Raw genomic sequence first — 11,884 nt, forward strand, 5'->3', positions numbered from 1 at the left:
AATGAACCTCTGGATTAGACGCGGCGTTTCTTGGGTGGACGGCAGCCGTTGTGCGGAATGGGCGTGACGTCCGAAATGTTGGCGATCTTGAAGCCGATGTTGTGCAGCGAACGCACCGCCGATTCACGACCGGGGCCGGGACCCTTGACCTGGACTTCCAGGTTCTTGACTCCGAACTCCTGGGCCTTGAGGCCGGCCTTTTCGGCCGCGACCTGCGCGGCGAAGGGCGTGGACTTGCGCGAACCGCGGAACCCGGAACCTCCGGCGGTGGCCCAACAGAGCACGTTGCCCTGGCGGTCCGTGATGGTGATGATGGTGTTGTTGAACGACGCATGCACGTGCGCCACCGCGTCCACCACGGTCTTCCTGGCGCGTTTGCGCGGCGCCGGAGCCGCGGCCGGTGTTTCGCCCGCCGTCGCCGGAGCTGCGGGCGCGGCTTCTTTGGATTCTTTGACTGGTTCGGCTTCTTCTGCCATTTACTTACCCTGCAATCTTTTCACTTACGTTGGCGACTTGACGGTCTGCTTGACGGTCTGCTTGCGCCGACCCTTGCGGGTGCGCGCATTGGTACGCGTGCGCTGGCCGCGTACCGGCAGGCCCTTGCGGTGGCGCAGGCCGCGGTAACAGCTGAGGTCCATAAGCCGCTTGATGCTCATGGAGACTTCGCGGCGCAGATCACCCTCGACCTCGAACTTGGTGACGTTGACGCGCAGCGCTTCGACTTCCGCGTCGGTCAAATCCTTGACCTTGGTTTCAGGTTTGATGCCCGCCACCTGGCAGATCAGGCGCGCGCGGCTGCGGCCGATGCCGTAAATGTTCTGCAGGCCGATTACGGCATGCTGGTTGGGCGGGATATTGACCCCGGCTATGCGGGCGGCCATGCGCTGTCCTCACTCGGCGCCGCATTTTGCGGCGCGAAAACGGATAATTTTGCCTGAATTTCCCATATGAATCAATGCAAACCTTCGGTTCACCCTTGACGCTGTTTGTGGCGTGCGTCACTGCAGATCACGCGCACCACGCCGCCGCGCCGCACGATTTTGCAGTTGCGGCAGATTTTCTTGACCGAAGTACGTACTTTCATCGCTCCACTCCCGCGGCAATCCTGAGCCGCACGTTGATCCTCATCGCAGCCCGGTGCCGCCGTAACCCTTGAGATTGGCCTTGCGCAGCAGCCCTTCGTACTGGTGAGACATGAGATGCGCCTGCAACTGCGCCATGAAATCCATGACCACTACCACGTCAATCAGCAGGGACGTGCCACCGAAGAAGAACGGCACGTTCCAGTAGGTAATCAGAAACTGCGGTAACAGGCACACCGCGGTCACGTAAATGGCGCCCCAGAACGTCAGCCGGGTGAGCACGCTGTCCACGTAGGCGGCCGTCTGCTGTCCCGGGCGGATGCCGGGGATGAAGGCGCCGGATTTCTTCAGGTTCTCCGCGGTTTCCTTGGAGTTGAACACCAGCGCGGTATAGAAAAAGGTGAAGAATATGATCAGCGCGCCGTAGGTGATGTCGTAAACCGGCTCACCCGGCGACATGGCCGCGGCGAATTTCTGCAGTGCAAGCGCGAGCCAGCCCCCGGACTGCGAACCGAACCAGTTGCCCACGGTTGCGGGAAACAGGATGATCGAGGACGCGAAGATTGGCGGAATCACGCCCGACATGTTGAGCTTGAGCGGCAGGTGGCTGGTCTGCGCGGCGTACAGCCGCCGGCCCTGCTGGCGCTTGGCGTAATTCACGGTAATGCGCCGCTGGCCGCGCTCCACGAACACCACGAAGGCCGTCACGCCGAGCACCACCGCGAGCACCACGATGGCGATGATGGGGTTCATCTGCCCGGTGCGCACCAGGTCCAGCGTGCCGCCGAACGCCGACGGCAGGCCGGCGACAATGCCCGCGAATATGATCATGGAAATGCCGTTGCCCACGCCGCGCTCGGTCATCTGCTCGCCGACCCACATGAGGAACAGCGTGCCGGTGGTGAGCGACACCGTAGCCACGAACACGAAGGTAAATCCCGGGCTTACCGCCACGCCTTGGCTTTCCAACGCGAGCGCCGCGCCCAGTGACTGGAACAGAGCGAGCACCACCGTGCCCCAGCGTGTGTACTTGGTAATCACGCGCTGGCCGGCCTGACCTTCCTTGCGCAATTTTTCCAGGCTCGGTACCACCACCGCGAGCATCTGCATGATGATGGAGGCGGAGATATAGGGCATGACGCCGAGCGCAAACACCGACAGGCGCATGAGTGCGCCGCCGGAGAACATGTTGAACATGCTCAGCAGCCCGCCGGAATGCTGGCTGAACAGCCGTGCAAGCGCCGCCGGATCAATGCCCGGCACCGGGATGTGGGTACCGATGCGGAACAGCACGAATGCGCCCACCAGGAACAGCAGACGCTTGCGCAGATCGTGGAGCTTCCCGATCTGTGACAGGGATGACATCACCCCCGTGCCGCTCGCGTTTCTCGACACTTAGTCCTCCACCTTGCCGCCGGCCGTCTCGATGGCCTTGCGCGCCCCGGCGGTCGCGGCCACGCCCTTGAGCGTGACCTTTTTCTTGAGCTCGCCGGCCAGAATCACTTTGACCCGGTCGGTCTGCAGCGGCACCAGCCCCGCGGTCTTGAGCGCCAGGATGTCGATGACATCGGCCTCGACACGGGCCAGCGCATCCAGGCGCACTTCGGCACGGCTGGGTTTCAAATGCGAACGGAATCCGACCTTGGGCAGGCGCCGCTGCAAAGGCATCTGGCCGCCTTCGAAGCCGACCTTGTGATAGCCGCCCTTGCGCGCGTACTGGCCCTTGTGGCCCTTGCCGGAGGTCTTGCCAAGGCCCGAGCCGATGCCGCGACCCAAGCGCTTCTTGACGGTCTTGGCGCCGACCGCCGGCGACAGCGTATTGAGGCGCATGTCAGTTCTCCTCGACGCGCAGCAGGAAAGAGGCTTTCTTGATCATGCCGCGCACTTCCGGGGTATCGTTGAGCGTAACGGAATGCTGCAGGCGGTGCAGGCCCAGGCCGCGCACGCAATCACGATGGGCCTTGAGGCGCCCAAACGGACTGCGCACCAGCGTGACCTTGATTTGTTTGGCAGTCTTGCTCATGGCTTAGCCCCGGATCTCATCCAGCGTCTTGCCGCGCTTCGCCGCGAGGTCCTGTGGGGAATATTGTTCGCTGAGCGCATTCAGGGTGGCCCGCACCACGTTTATGGGGTTGCGCGAACCGTAGCTCTTGGCGAGCACGTTCCTCACGCCTGCGACTTCCAGCACCGCGCGCATGGCGCCGCCCGCAATGATGCCGGTACCCGCGGAGGCGGGTTGCATGTACACGCGCGTGGCACCGTGATGTGCACGAATCGCGTAATGCAGCGTGCCTTCGCGCAGCGACACCTGGCGCAAGTTCTTGCGTGCGTGTTCCATGGCCTTGGACACCGCGTTGGGTACCTCGCGCGCCTTGCCGTAACCGAAGCCGACCTTGCCGGCGCCGTCGCCCACCACGGTGAGCGCGGTAAACCCGAATTGCCGGCCGCCCTTGACCACCTTGGCCACGCGGTTCACGGCCACCAGTTTCTCCTGCAGACCGTCGGAACTTTCCGGGAGATTCTCAATTTTTCTTGCCATGCTGCACCCTAGAACTGCAAACCGTGTTCACGCGCGGCGTCGGCGAGCGCCTTCACGCGCCCGTGATACTTGAATCCGGACCGGTCGAAGGCCACGCGCGTGATGCCCGCGTGCTTGGCCTGTTCGGCAATGGCCTTGCCCACGGCCGCCGCGGCGGCGATGTTGCCGGTATTTTTCAGGCCCTTCTTGATCTCGGCCTGGAGCGTGGAGGCCGCAGCCAGCACCTTGTCGCCCTGCGGTGCCAGAATCTGCGCATAGATGTGCACCGGCGTGCGGTGCACGCACAGCCGGCAGGCGGCAAGTTCGCGCATGCGCGCACGTGCGCGCCGTGCGCGCCGCAAGCGCGCCTGCTTCTTTTCAAAGGGTTTCTTGTCCATGATTCAACTTACCTGCTATTTCTTCTTGGCTTCTTTGAGGGTCACGCGCTCGTTGGTGTAGCGCACGCCCTTGCCCTTGTACGGTTCCGGCGGACGGAAGCCGCGGATCTCCGCTGCCACCTGACCGACTTTCTGGCGATCCGCGCCCTTGATGACGATTTCCGTCTGGCTCGGGGTCTCGATGCTTATGCCCTCGGGCACTTTGTAGTTCACCGGATGCGAAAAGCCGATGGCGAGGTTCAGGGTCTTGCCCTGCATCTGCGCGCGGTATCCCACGCCCACGAGTTCGAGCTTTTTCTGGAACCCCTGGGTCACGCCCTTGACAGCGTTGTTGAGCAGCGCGCGCACAGTACCGGCCGAGGCGTCGGCCTCGGCGTGCTCCGGCTTGACGGCCACGTGCAGCATGCCGTTCTCATTCACCACCGAAACATGCGGGTGCAGCACCAGAGTCAGACTGGATTTCTGGCCCTTGACCGTAACGTTGCTGCCCGACACGGTGGCATCCACGCCTTTCGGCAGCACAACGGGTTGTTTGGCGATTCGGGACATGGCGTATTCCAAAAGCGGTCAGGACACGTAACAGATGACTTCGCCGCCCTGGCCGGCGGCACGCGCGGCGCGGTCGCTCATCACGCCCTTGGGCGTGGAGACGATGGCGATGCCGAAGCCGCCGAGCACCTTGGGGAGCGTGGTCTTGCGCTTGTACACGCGCAGGCCTGGACGGCTGATGCGTCGCATATGGGCAATGACCGGCCGGCCGTTGTAGTACTTGAGCGTCACCACGAGTTCGGCCTTGCCGTCCTGTTCGCGGCGCGCAAAATTCTCGATGTAGCCTTCCTCCTTGAGCACGCGTGCAATCTCGCACTTGATGCCGGAGGCGGGCATGTTCACCTGCTCACGACCGACCAACTGGCCGTTGCGGATGCGGCTGAACATGTCGGCGATGGGATCAGTCATACTCATGTAACGATATCCCTCGGTGTAAACCTACCAACTGGCCTTGTGCAGGCCGGGAACGTCGCCGCGCATCGCGGCCTCGCGCAGTTTGCTGCGGCCCAGGCCGAATTTGCGATAGTTGCCGCGCGAGCGGCCGGTGAGCGCGCAGCGATTGCGTTGCCGCGCGGGGCTCGAATCGCGCGGCAGTCGGGCGAGCTTGGCGACCGCGGCGTGGCGCTCTTCGTCGCCGGTGTCCACACCGCGGATGAGGCGCTTCAATTCGGCGCGCCGCTTGGCGTAGCGCTTCACGAGCTGCGCACGCTTCACTTCACGGTTCACCATGGAAGTCTTGGCCATGTCTGCGGACCTCAGTTGCGGAACGGGAAGTGGAAGGCTTCCAGCAACGCCTTGGCTTCCGCGTCGGTACGGGCGTTGGTGGTGATGGTGATGTCCAGGCCACGCAGCGCGTCGATCTGGTCATACTCGATTTCCGGAAAGATGATCTGTTCCTTCACGCCCATGCTGAAGTTGCCGCGGCCATCGAAGGAGCGCCCGCTGATGCCGCGGAAATCGCGCACCCGCGGCAGCGCGATGCTGATCAGCCGGTCCAGGAATTCGTACATGTGCGCGCGCCGCAGCGTCACCTTGCAGCCCACGGGATAATCCTCGCGCACCTTGAAGTTGGCGATGGACTTCTTGGATTTGGTGACCACCGGTTTCAGGCCGGCAATGCGCGTCATGTCCTTGACGGCGTGCTCCATGATCTTCTTGTCCGCGGTGGCCTCACCCACGCCCATGTTGAGCGTGATCTTGGTGATGCGCGGTACCTGCATGGGATTGGCGTAATTGAACCGCTTGGTGAGTTCGGGCACCACGGTGTCACGATAATAGGTATGCAATCGGGTCATGGGCGCGCCTCAGACGTCAACCACTTCTTTGTTGGACCGGAAGATGCGCACCTTGCGGCCGTTCTCCAGGGTACGCATGCCCACGCGGTCGCCTTTCTTGGTGACCGGATTGAACAGCATCACCCGCGAGATGTGAATCGGCATTTCACGCTCCACGATCCCGCCGGTGACACCGGCATTGGGATTGGGCCGCTGGTGCTTCTTGGCCATGTTCAGGTTTTCGACGATCACACGCTTGCCTTCAATTACCTTGAGGATGGCGCCGCGCCGGCCCTTGTCCTTGCCGGCCATCACGATGACCTCGTCGCCTTTCTTGATTCTGCTCATGACTGTCCGCTCCCCACGCTCACAGCACTTCCGGCGCCAGCGAAATGATGCGCATGAACCGCTCGGTGCGCAGCTCGCGCGTTACCGGCCCGAAGATGCGCGTACCGATGGGCTCCAGCTTGTTGTTGAGCAGCACCGCGGCGTTGCTGTCGAAACGGATCAAGGAACCATCGGGGCGGCGCACGCCGCTCCGGGTACGCACCACCACGGCCTCGTAAATCTCGCCCTTCTTGACCTTGCCGCGCGGGATAGCGTCGCCGATGCTCACCTTGATGACATCGCCGATGCGCGCATAGCGGCGCTTGGAGCCGCCCAGCACCTTGATGCATTTCAGGCTGCGCGCGCCGCTGTTGTCAGCGGCATCGAGCACGGTGCGCATCTGAATCATGACTGCACGTCCGCCTGGCTGGCGGCCGCCGCCGGCTGCGCGTGCGCCAGAATCTCCACCAGCTTCCAGGCCTTGTGGCGGGAAATCGGCCGGCAGGGCGCGATCACCACGGTATCGCCTTCCTGGCAGGCATTCTGTTCATCGTGCGCCTTGATCTTGCTGCGCCGGCGCAGGATCTTGCCGTACTTGGGATGCGTGACCACGCGCTCCACCACCACGGTGATGGTTTTGTCCATCTTGTTGCTGAGCACCCGTCCGGTGACGGTGCGCTCGGGTTTCACGGCTGCGCCGCTCGTAGTCATTTGTCCACTGCCTTGGCTCGCTCGGCGAGCACGGTTTTGACGCGCGCGATGTTCTTGCGCACGTTGTGTATCTGGTGGCCGCGCGGCATCTGGCCGCTGGCCTGCTGCATCGCCAGGTTGAACTGCTCCTGACGCAGCGCCAGCAGTTCTTCCTGCAACTGCCGGTCGTTCTTGGCGCGCAATTCCTTGGCGTCCATCACATCACCTGCCGGCTGACGAAGGTCGTGGTCACGGAAATCTTGGCCGCCGCGAGGCGGAAGGCCTTGCGCGCCGTCGCCTCGTCCACGCCCTCCATCTCGTAGAGCATCGAACCCGGCTGCACCTTGGCCACCCAGTACTCGACGTTGCCCTTGCCGTTGCCCATGCGCACTTCCAGCGGCTTCTTGGTGACCGGCACGTCCGGGAATACCCGGATCCAGATCTTGCCGCCGCGTTTCACGAAGTGTGTCATCGCGCGCCGCCCGGCTTCGATCTCGCGCGCCGTAAGGCGGCCGCGATCCGTGGCCTTCAAGCCGTACTCGCCATAGGCCACGGTGTTGCCGGACTGCGCCAGACCGCGGTTGCGGCCCTTGTGCTGCTTGCGGAACTTGGTGCGCTTAGGCTGCAGCATCGGCCTTCACTCCGGCTTTGGCCTTGTCGGCGGCGGCTTCGCGACCAATGCTGATTTCACTGGCGTCCAGAATCTCGCCCTTAAAGATCCACACTTTGACGCCGATCACGCCATAGGTGGTCTTGGCTTCGGCGCTGCCGTAATCGATGTCGGCGCGCAGGGTGTGCAGCGGTACGCGGCCTTCGCGATACCACTCGCTGCGTGCAATCTCGGCGCCGTTCAGGCGTCCGGACACGCGCACCTTCACGCCCAGCGCCCCGAGGCGCATGGTGTTTTGCACCGCGCGCTTCATAGCGCGGCGGAACATGATGCGGCGCTCGAGCTGCTGCGCGATGCCCTCAGCCACCAGATAGGCGTCAAGTTCGGGTTTGCGGATTTCCTCGATGGACACATCCACCTCGGTGCCCGGCATCATCTTGATGAGCTGCGCGCGCAGCGCCTCGATGTCCTCGCCCTTCTTGCCGATCACCACGCCCGGGCGCGCCGTGTGAATGGTAATCTGGCATTTCTTCGCGGGGCGCTTGATCTCCACGCGGCTCACCGAGGCCTGTGCAAGCTTCTTTTTCAGGAACTCACGCACTCTCAAATCGGCGTGCAGGTTCTCCGCATAGGCGCGCTTGTTCGCAAACCACTTGGAATTCCAGTCTGAGGCGATGCCCAGACGGAAACCCACCGGATTGACTTTCTGACCCATGGCTTTGTCCTTACTCGTCCGCCACAGTCAGGCTGATGTGGCTGGTACGTTTCAGAATACGTGCACCGCGGCCTTTGGCGCGCGGCATCATGCGTTTCATGCGCGGGCCGTCGTCCACGCACACGCGCTTGACCTTCAATGTGTCAATGTCGGCGCCGCTGTTGTGCTCGGCGTTGGCAATGGCCGACTCCAGCACCTTCTTCAGCAACTGCGCGGCACGCCGCGGGCTGAATTCCAGGATCTTGAGCGCCTGCCCGACCGGCTGGCCGCGGATCTGGTCGGCCACGAGCCGCGCCTTGTAAGGCGTGACGCGCGCGAATTTGTGGGTTGCCGCTACCTGCATGCTTGCATCCTCAGGTCTTGGCTTCGGTGGTTTCGGCGGCCACCCTGCGCTCGCCGTGCCCCTTGAACACCCGGGTAGCGGCAAACTCGCCCAGCTTGTGCCCGACCATGTTCTCGCTTACCAGCACCGGCACGTGCTGATGGCCGTTGTGCACTGCGATGGTCAGGCCCACCATTTCGGGGGTGACCATGGAACGCCGCGACCAGGTCTTGATCGGCTTGCGGTTGCCGCTACTTGCCGCCGCCTCGACCTTCTTGGCGAGGTGCGGATCAACGAACGGGCCTTTGCGGATTGAACGTGGCACAGTGCAAACCTCAATAATTTTCAACTTTCAAACTGAAAACCGCTCACTTGGCGTTGCGCCGGCGCACGATCATGCGATCGGTGCGCTTGTTGGCGCGCGTTTTGTAACCCTTGGTAGGCTGGCCCCAGGGTGATACCGGATGCGGATTGCCCTGACCCGACTTGCCCTCGCCGCCGCCGTGCGGATGGTCAATCGGGTTCATCGCCAAGCCACGCACCGTCGGACGGATACCCTGCCAGCGGCGCACACCGGCCTTGCCGTACACACGCAGATTGTGTTCGTCGTTGCCGACTTCGCCGATCGTGGCGCGGCAGTCAATGTGCACCTTGCGCATCTCGCCGGAGCGCAGTCGCACGGTGGTGTAGGCGCCTTCGCGCGCCACCACCTGCACCGAGGCGCCGGCACTGCGCGCCAGTTGTGCGCCCTTGCCGGGCTGCAGCTCGACGCAGTGCACCTGCGTGCCGACCGGGATGTTGCGCAGCGGCAGCGCATTGCCGGGTTTCACCGGCGCATGGCTGCCGGCGAGAATTTCCTGGCCGCGCGCCACGCCCTTGGGCGCGATGATATAGCGGCGCTCGCCGTCCTTATATACCACCAGCGCCAAATGCGCGGTGCGGTTCGGATCGTATTCGATGCGCTCCACCCGGCCACTGACGCCGTCCTTGTCACGCTTGAAATCAATCAGGCGGTAATGCTGCTTGTGGCCGCCGCCTTGGTGGCGCGTGGTGATGCGGCCCAGGTTGTTGCGCCCGCCGCGCCCGCTCTGGTGCTCCAGGAGCGCTGCGTACGGCGCGCCCTTGTGCAGACCGGGCGAGGTGACCATGACCACGGCGCGCCGGCCGGGCGAGGTGGGTTTGGCTTTTTTGACTGGCATGATTGCTACCGCCTCAGGCCTTGTCGCCCATGAAATTGATGGAGCTGCCCGGCGCAAGGCGCACGTAGGCTTTCTTCCAGTTGCTCTGCGTGCCGGTGCGCTGACCGGTGCGCTTGGTCTTGCCGCGCACGTTCACAATCTGCACATCCACGACCTTGACATCGAAGAGTTTTTCCACCGCACGACGCACGCGCGGCTTGTCGGCATCGCGGCGCACGCGGAACACCACCTGATTGTGGACTTCGCCCACCTGCGTGGCCTTTTCCGACACGTGCGGTCCGAGCAGCACGCGCGTCACGGATTCGTGCTTGAGTTTCATGCCAGCCACTCCTCAAGGCGGCGGATGGACGGCACGGTCAGCAGAATCTTGTCGTAACCCACGAGACTCACCGGATCCAGTCCCGTGACTTCGCGCACCTCGACGTTCACGAGGTTGCGCGCCGCCAGATACAGTTTCTCGTCCACCTGCTCGGTGACGATCAACACGTTGCTTTCCAGACCCAGCGCCTTGAGCTTGGTCACCAGCTGCTTGGTCTTCGGCGCTTCGACGGCGAACTCGGGCAGCACCACCATGCGTTGCTGGCGCACGAGCTCCGACAGGATCACGCGCATCGCGCCCTGATACATCTTGCGGTTGACCTTCTGGCTGAAGTCGCGCGGCACCGCCGCGAAGGTCTTGCCGCCGCCGCGCCACAGCGGGCTGCGGATCGAGCCGGCACGCGCCTGGCCCGAGCCTTTCTGCGCCCAGGGTTTCTTGCCGCCGCCGCGCACCATGGCGCGGGTCTTTTGTGCCTTGGTGCCGGCACGTCCGCCGGCCATAAAAGCGGTCACCACCTGGTGCACCAGGGCTTCATTGAATTCGCGCGCGAAGGTTGCGTCCGAAAGCGTTATGGACTTCCCGCCCGCGTTGCTGTGCAGCTGCATTTCCATGTTGCGCTCCTCAACCGCCCGCTGCGGGGCGGATGATGAGGTTGCCGCCCTCCGAACCGGGTACGGCACCTTTCAGCAGCAGCAAATTCTTGTCACTGTCTACGCGCACCACTTCGAGATTGAGCGCCGTACGGCGCGCGGCACCGAGATGCCCGGACATCTTCTTGCCTGGGAACACGCGTCCCGGGGTCTGGCGCTGGCCGATGGAGCCGGGCGCGCGGTGCGACAGCGAGTTGCCGTGGGTTGCGTCACCCATGGTGAAATGGTGGCGCTTGACCGTACCCTGAAAACCCTTGCCGAGACTGGTGCCGGTCACCGACACTTTCTGGCCGGGCTTGAAAATGTCCACCTTGATTTCGCCGCCGGGCTTCAGATCCGCGCCTTCATCGGCATTCAGCCGGAACTCGCCCGACACCCGGCCCGCGCCGGTATTCGCCTTCGCGTAATGGCCCGCGAGCGCCTTGGTGACGCGGCTCGCACGGCGCTTGCCCGCGGTCACCTGCACGGCACGATAGCCGTCGGAATCCGCGCTTTTCACCTGGGTGATGCGGTTGGGTTCGACTTCAATGACGGTCACCGGCACCGACACGCCGTCTTCCAGGAAAATGCGGGTCATGCCGCATTTGCGACCGATTAGGCCGAGAGCCATCTTGTAATCCTCATCCGGTGCCGACTGCGATTGGTCAGCACGTCGTTAAACCACACGCGGCCCGGTGGGGGTGACCCCACCGGGCCGCAGCGAGCCGGGGATTATACCAGTGCGTCAGGCCCTGCAACAGGGCTGGACGCCCTCAGTTGACCTTGATGCGCACGTCCACGCCCGCCGGCAAATCCAGCTTCATCAGGGCATCCACGGTCTTGTCCGTGGGATTAACGATGTCCATGAGGCGCTTGTGCGTGCGGATTTCGTACTGGTCGCGGGCGTCCTTGTCGACGTGCGGCGATACCAGCACAGTAAAACGCTCCATCTTGACCGGCAGCGGGATCGGGCCCTTTACCTGGGCACCGGTGCGTTTGGCGGTCTCCACGATTTCCTTCGCCGACTTGTCAATCAGCCGGTAATCAAAGGCCTTGAGGCGAATACGGATGGTTTCGGTTGCCATGGCTGGATTACTCAAGGATTTTCGCGACCACGCCGGCGCCGACGGTGCGGCCGCCCTCGCGGATGGCAAAGCGCAGTCCGTCCTCCATGGCGATCGGGCTGATGAGCGACACCACCATCTTGATGTTGTCGCCAGGCATCACCATCTCCACGCCCTTCGGCAGGTCC

The 11,884-nt window shown here is 63.4% G+C and carries 26 protein-coding genes; all 26 read right to left on the reverse strand.

Annotated elements, in window-relative coordinates:
* Positions 1 to 14: 14 nt before the first annotated feature.
* Positions 15 to 476: a 30S ribosomal protein S11 gene (rpsK, locus tag VJR90_06435; protein HKV97104.1), complete on the reverse strand. Its 462-nt coding sequence runs from the start codon at positions 474 to 476 to the stop codon at positions 15 to 17.
* Positions 477 to 500: 24 nt separating this feature from the next.
* Positions 501 to 881 carry a 30S ribosomal protein S13 gene (gene rpsM, locus VJR90_06440; protein ID HKV97105.1) on the reverse strand — a complete coding sequence of 127 codons (381 nt, stop codon included), beginning with the start codon at positions 879 to 881 and terminating at the stop codon, positions 501 to 503.
* Positions 882 to 970: 89 nt separating this feature from the next.
* Complete coding sequence (rpmJ, locus tag VJR90_06445) at positions 971 to 1,084, reverse strand: 50S ribosomal protein L36 (GenBank protein HKV97106.1); 114 nt, start codon at positions 1,082 to 1,084, stop codon at positions 971 to 973.
* 40 nt (positions 1,085 to 1,124) lie between these two features.
* Positions 1,125 to 2,447 (reverse strand): preprotein translocase subunit SecY, encoded by a 1,323-nt coding sequence (secY, locus tag VJR90_06450; protein ID HKV97107.1) that lies wholly within the window; start codon positions 2,445 to 2,447, stop codon positions 1,125 to 1,127.
* A gap of 30 nt (positions 2,448 to 2,477) precedes the next feature.
* Positions 2,478 to 2,912, reverse strand: coding sequence for a 50S ribosomal protein L15 (gene rplO, locus VJR90_06455; protein HKV97108.1), 435 nt, complete (start codon positions 2,910 to 2,912; stop codon positions 2,478 to 2,480).
* 1 nt (position 2,913) lies between these two features.
* On the reverse strand, positions 2,914 to 3,105 hold the full coding sequence (rpmD, locus tag VJR90_06460) for a 50S ribosomal protein L30 (protein ID HKV97109.1): 192 nt from the start codon (positions 3,103 to 3,105) through the stop codon (positions 2,914 to 2,916).
* A 3-nt stretch (positions 3,106 to 3,108) separates the two neighbouring features.
* Positions 3,109 to 3,621, reverse strand: a complete 513-nt coding sequence (rpsE, locus tag VJR90_06465) for a 30S ribosomal protein S5 (protein ID HKV97110.1) — start codon at positions 3,619 to 3,621, stop codon at positions 3,109 to 3,111.
* Between the two features lie 8 nt (positions 3,622 to 3,629).
* Complete coding sequence (gene rplR / locus VJR90_06470; GenBank protein ID HKV97111.1) at positions 3,630 to 3,998, reverse strand: 50S ribosomal protein L18; 369 nt, start codon at positions 3,996 to 3,998, stop codon at positions 3,630 to 3,632.
* Positions 3,999 to 4,013: 15 nt separating this feature from the next.
* Positions 4,014 to 4,547: a 50S ribosomal protein L6 gene (rplF, locus tag VJR90_06475; GenBank protein ID HKV97112.1), complete on the reverse strand. Its 534-nt coding sequence runs from the start codon at positions 4,545 to 4,547 to the stop codon at positions 4,014 to 4,016.
* An 18-nt stretch (positions 4,548 to 4,565) separates the two neighbouring features.
* On the reverse strand, positions 4,566 to 4,961 hold the full coding sequence (gene rpsH / locus VJR90_06480) for a 30S ribosomal protein S8 (protein ID HKV97113.1): 396 nt from the start codon (positions 4,959 to 4,961) through the stop codon (positions 4,566 to 4,568).
* 24 nt (positions 4,962 to 4,985) lie between these two features.
* On the reverse strand, positions 4,986 to 5,291 hold the full coding sequence (gene rpsN / locus VJR90_06485; GenBank protein HKV97114.1) for a 30S ribosomal protein S14: 306 nt from the start codon (positions 5,289 to 5,291) through the stop codon (positions 4,986 to 4,988).
* A gap of 11 nt (positions 5,292 to 5,302) precedes the next feature.
* On the reverse strand, positions 5,303 to 5,842 hold the full coding sequence (rplE, locus tag VJR90_06490) for a 50S ribosomal protein L5 (protein ID HKV97115.1): 540 nt from the start codon (positions 5,840 to 5,842) through the stop codon (positions 5,303 to 5,305).
* Positions 5,843 to 5,851: 9 nt separating this feature from the next.
* On the reverse strand, positions 5,852 to 6,169 hold the full coding sequence (gene rplX / locus VJR90_06495) for a 50S ribosomal protein L24 (protein ID HKV97116.1): 318 nt from the start codon (positions 6,167 to 6,169) through the stop codon (positions 5,852 to 5,854).
* 19 nt (positions 6,170 to 6,188) lie between these two features.
* Entirely contained in the window at positions 6,189 to 6,557 is a 369-nt protein-coding gene (rplN, locus tag VJR90_06500; GenBank protein ID HKV97117.1) for a 50S ribosomal protein L14, read from the reverse strand.
* On the reverse strand, positions 6,554 to 6,859 hold the full coding sequence (gene rpsQ, locus VJR90_06505; GenBank protein ID HKV97118.1) for a 30S ribosomal protein S17: 306 nt from the start codon (positions 6,857 to 6,859) through the stop codon (positions 6,554 to 6,556). Before rpsQ ends, rplN begins: the two co-directional genes overlap by 4 nt.
* On the reverse strand, positions 6,856 to 7,056 hold the full coding sequence (rpmC, locus tag VJR90_06510) for a 50S ribosomal protein L29 (protein HKV97119.1): 201 nt from the start codon (positions 7,054 to 7,056) through the stop codon (positions 6,856 to 6,858). Before rpmC ends, rpsQ begins: the two co-directional genes overlap by 4 nt.
* On the reverse strand, positions 7,056 to 7,469 hold the full coding sequence (gene rplP, locus VJR90_06515; GenBank protein HKV97120.1) for a 50S ribosomal protein L16: 414 nt from the start codon (positions 7,467 to 7,469) through the stop codon (positions 7,056 to 7,058). Before rplP ends, rpmC begins: the two co-directional genes overlap by 1 nt.
* On the reverse strand, positions 7,456 to 8,163 hold the full coding sequence (gene rpsC, locus VJR90_06520; GenBank protein HKV97121.1) for a 30S ribosomal protein S3: 708 nt from the start codon (positions 8,161 to 8,163) through the stop codon (positions 7,456 to 7,458). Before rpsC ends, rplP begins: the two co-directional genes overlap by 14 nt.
* Positions 8,164 to 8,173: 10 nt before the next feature.
* On the reverse strand, positions 8,174 to 8,506 hold the full coding sequence (gene rplV / locus VJR90_06525; GenBank protein ID HKV97122.1) for a 50S ribosomal protein L22: 333 nt from the start codon (positions 8,504 to 8,506) through the stop codon (positions 8,174 to 8,176).
* A gap of 10 nt (positions 8,507 to 8,516) precedes the next feature.
* Positions 8,517 to 8,810 carry a 30S ribosomal protein S19 gene (rpsS, locus tag VJR90_06530; GenBank protein HKV97123.1) on the reverse strand — a complete coding sequence of 98 codons (294 nt, stop codon included), beginning with the start codon at positions 8,808 to 8,810 and terminating at the stop codon, positions 8,517 to 8,519.
* 43 nt (positions 8,811 to 8,853) lie between these two features.
* Entirely contained in the window at positions 8,854 to 9,684 is an 831-nt protein-coding gene (gene rplB / locus VJR90_06535; protein ID HKV97124.1) for a 50S ribosomal protein L2, read from the reverse strand.
* A gap of 13 nt (positions 9,685 to 9,697) precedes the next feature.
* Complete coding sequence (gene rplW / locus VJR90_06540; protein HKV97125.1) at positions 9,698 to 10,003, reverse strand: 50S ribosomal protein L23; 306 nt, start codon at positions 10,001 to 10,003, stop codon at positions 9,698 to 9,700.
* Complete coding sequence (gene rplD / locus VJR90_06545) at positions 10,000 to 10,608, reverse strand: 50S ribosomal protein L4 (protein ID HKV97126.1); 609 nt, start codon at positions 10,606 to 10,608, stop codon at positions 10,000 to 10,002. The genes rplW and rplD overlap by 4 nt, the downstream gene beginning before the upstream one ends.
* A gap of 16 nt (positions 10,609 to 10,624) precedes the next feature.
* The gene (gene rplC, locus VJR90_06550) at positions 10,625 to 11,263 is read right to left on the reverse strand and encodes a 50S ribosomal protein L3 (protein HKV97127.1); all 639 of its coding nucleotides are present in this window, start codon (positions 11,261 to 11,263) and stop codon (positions 10,625 to 10,627) included.
* A gap of 142 nt (positions 11,264 to 11,405) precedes the next feature.
* Entirely contained in the window at positions 11,406 to 11,717 is a 312-nt protein-coding gene (rpsJ, locus tag VJR90_06555; GenBank protein ID HKV97128.1) for a 30S ribosomal protein S10, read from the reverse strand.
* A gap of 7 nt (positions 11,718 to 11,724) precedes the next feature.
* The coding region (gene tuf, locus VJR90_06560; GenBank protein HKV97129.1) for an elongation factor Tu at positions 11,725 to 11,884 on the reverse strand (160 nt) is incomplete at its 5' end.

This window comes from Gammaproteobacteria bacterium, from assembly GCA_035279405.1.
Classification (GTDB): Bacteria; Pseudomonadota; Gammaproteobacteria; order Natronospirales; family REEB76; genus REEB76.

What these genes read in the sequence shown, in the direction of transcription:
- rpsK (HKV97104.1), bottom strand. Translation starts at nt 476, where the DNA reads ATGGCAGAAGAAGCCGAACCAGTCAAAGAATCCAAAGAAGCCGCGCCC.
- rpsM (HKV97105.1), bottom strand. Translation starts at nt 881, where the DNA reads ATGGCCGCCCGCATAGCCGGGGTCAATATCCCGCCCAACCAGCATGCC.
- rpmJ (HKV97106.1), bottom strand. Translation starts at nt 1,084, where the DNA reads ATGAAAGTACGTACTTCGGTCAAGAAAATCTGCCGCAACTGCAAAATC.
- secY (HKV97107.1), bottom strand. Translation starts at nt 2,447, where the DNA reads ATGTCATCCCTGTCACAGATCGGGAAGCTCCACGATCTGCGCAAGCGT.
- rplO (HKV97108.1), bottom strand. Translation starts at nt 2,912, where the DNA reads ATGCGCCTCAATACGCTGTCGCCGGCGGTCGGCGCCAAGACCGTCAAG.
- rpmD (HKV97109.1), bottom strand. Translation starts at nt 3,105, where the DNA reads ATGAGCAAGACTGCCAAACAAATCAAGGTCACGCTGGTGCGCAGTCCG.
- rpsE (HKV97110.1), bottom strand. Translation starts at nt 3,621, where the DNA reads ATGGCAAGAAAAATTGAGAATCTCCCGGAAAGTTCCGACGGTCTGCAG.
- rplR (HKV97111.1), bottom strand. Translation starts at nt 3,998, where the DNA reads ATGGACAAGAAACCCTTTGAAAAGAAGCAGGCGCGCTTGCGGCGCGCA.
- rplF (HKV97112.1), bottom strand. Translation starts at nt 4,547, where the DNA reads ATGTCCCGAATCGCCAAACAACCCGTTGTGCTGCCGAAAGGCGTGGAT.
- rpsH (HKV97113.1), bottom strand. Translation starts at nt 4,961, where the DNA reads ATGAGTATGACTGATCCCATCGCCGACATGTTCAGCCGCATCCGCAAC.
- rpsN (HKV97114.1), bottom strand. Translation starts at nt 5,291, where the DNA reads ATGGCCAAGACTTCCATGGTGAACCGTGAAGTGAAGCGTGCGCAGCTC.
- rplE (HKV97115.1), bottom strand. Translation starts at nt 5,842, where the DNA reads ATGACCCGATTGCATACCTATTATCGTGACACCGTGGTGCCCGAACTC.
- rplX (HKV97116.1), bottom strand. Translation starts at nt 6,169, where the DNA reads ATGAGCAGAATCAAGAAAGGCGACGAGGTCATCGTGATGGCCGGCAAG.
- rplN (HKV97117.1), bottom strand. Translation starts at nt 6,557, where the DNA reads ATGATTCAGATGCGCACCGTGCTCGATGCCGCTGACAACAGCGGCGCG.
- rpsQ (HKV97118.1), bottom strand. Translation starts at nt 6,859, where the DNA reads ATGACTACGAGCGGCGCAGCCGTGAAACCCGAGCGCACCGTCACCGGA.
- rpmC (HKV97119.1), bottom strand. Translation starts at nt 7,056, where the DNA reads ATGGACGCCAAGGAATTGCGCGCCAAGAACGACCGGCAGTTGCAGGAA.
- rplP (HKV97120.1), bottom strand. Translation starts at nt 7,469, where the DNA reads ATGCTGCAGCCTAAGCGCACCAAGTTCCGCAAGCAGCACAAGGGCCGC.
- rpsC (HKV97121.1), bottom strand. Translation starts at nt 8,163, where the DNA reads ATGGGTCAGAAAGTCAATCCGGTGGGTTTCCGTCTGGGCATCGCCTCA.
- rplV (HKV97122.1), bottom strand. Translation starts at nt 8,506, where the DNA reads ATGCAGGTAGCGGCAACCCACAAATTCGCGCGCGTCACGCCTTACAAG.
- rplB (HKV97124.1), bottom strand. Translation starts at nt 9,684, where the DNA reads ATGCCAGTCAAAAAAGCCAAACCCACCTCGCCCGGCCGGCGCGCCGTG.
- rplW (HKV97125.1), bottom strand. Translation starts at nt 10,003, where the DNA reads ATGAAACTCAAGCACGAATCCGTGACGCGCGTGCTGCTCGGACCGCAC.
- rplD (HKV97126.1), bottom strand. Translation starts at nt 10,608, where the DNA reads ATGCAGCTGCACAGCAACGCGGGCGGGAAGTCCATAACGCTTTCGGAC.
- rplC (HKV97127.1), bottom strand. Translation starts at nt 11,263, where the DNA reads ATGGCTCTCGGCCTAATCGGTCGCAAATGCGGCATGACCCGCATTTTC.
- rpsJ (HKV97128.1), bottom strand. Translation starts at nt 11,717, where the DNA reads ATGGCAACCGAAACCATCCGTATTCGCCTCAAGGCCTTTGATTACCGG.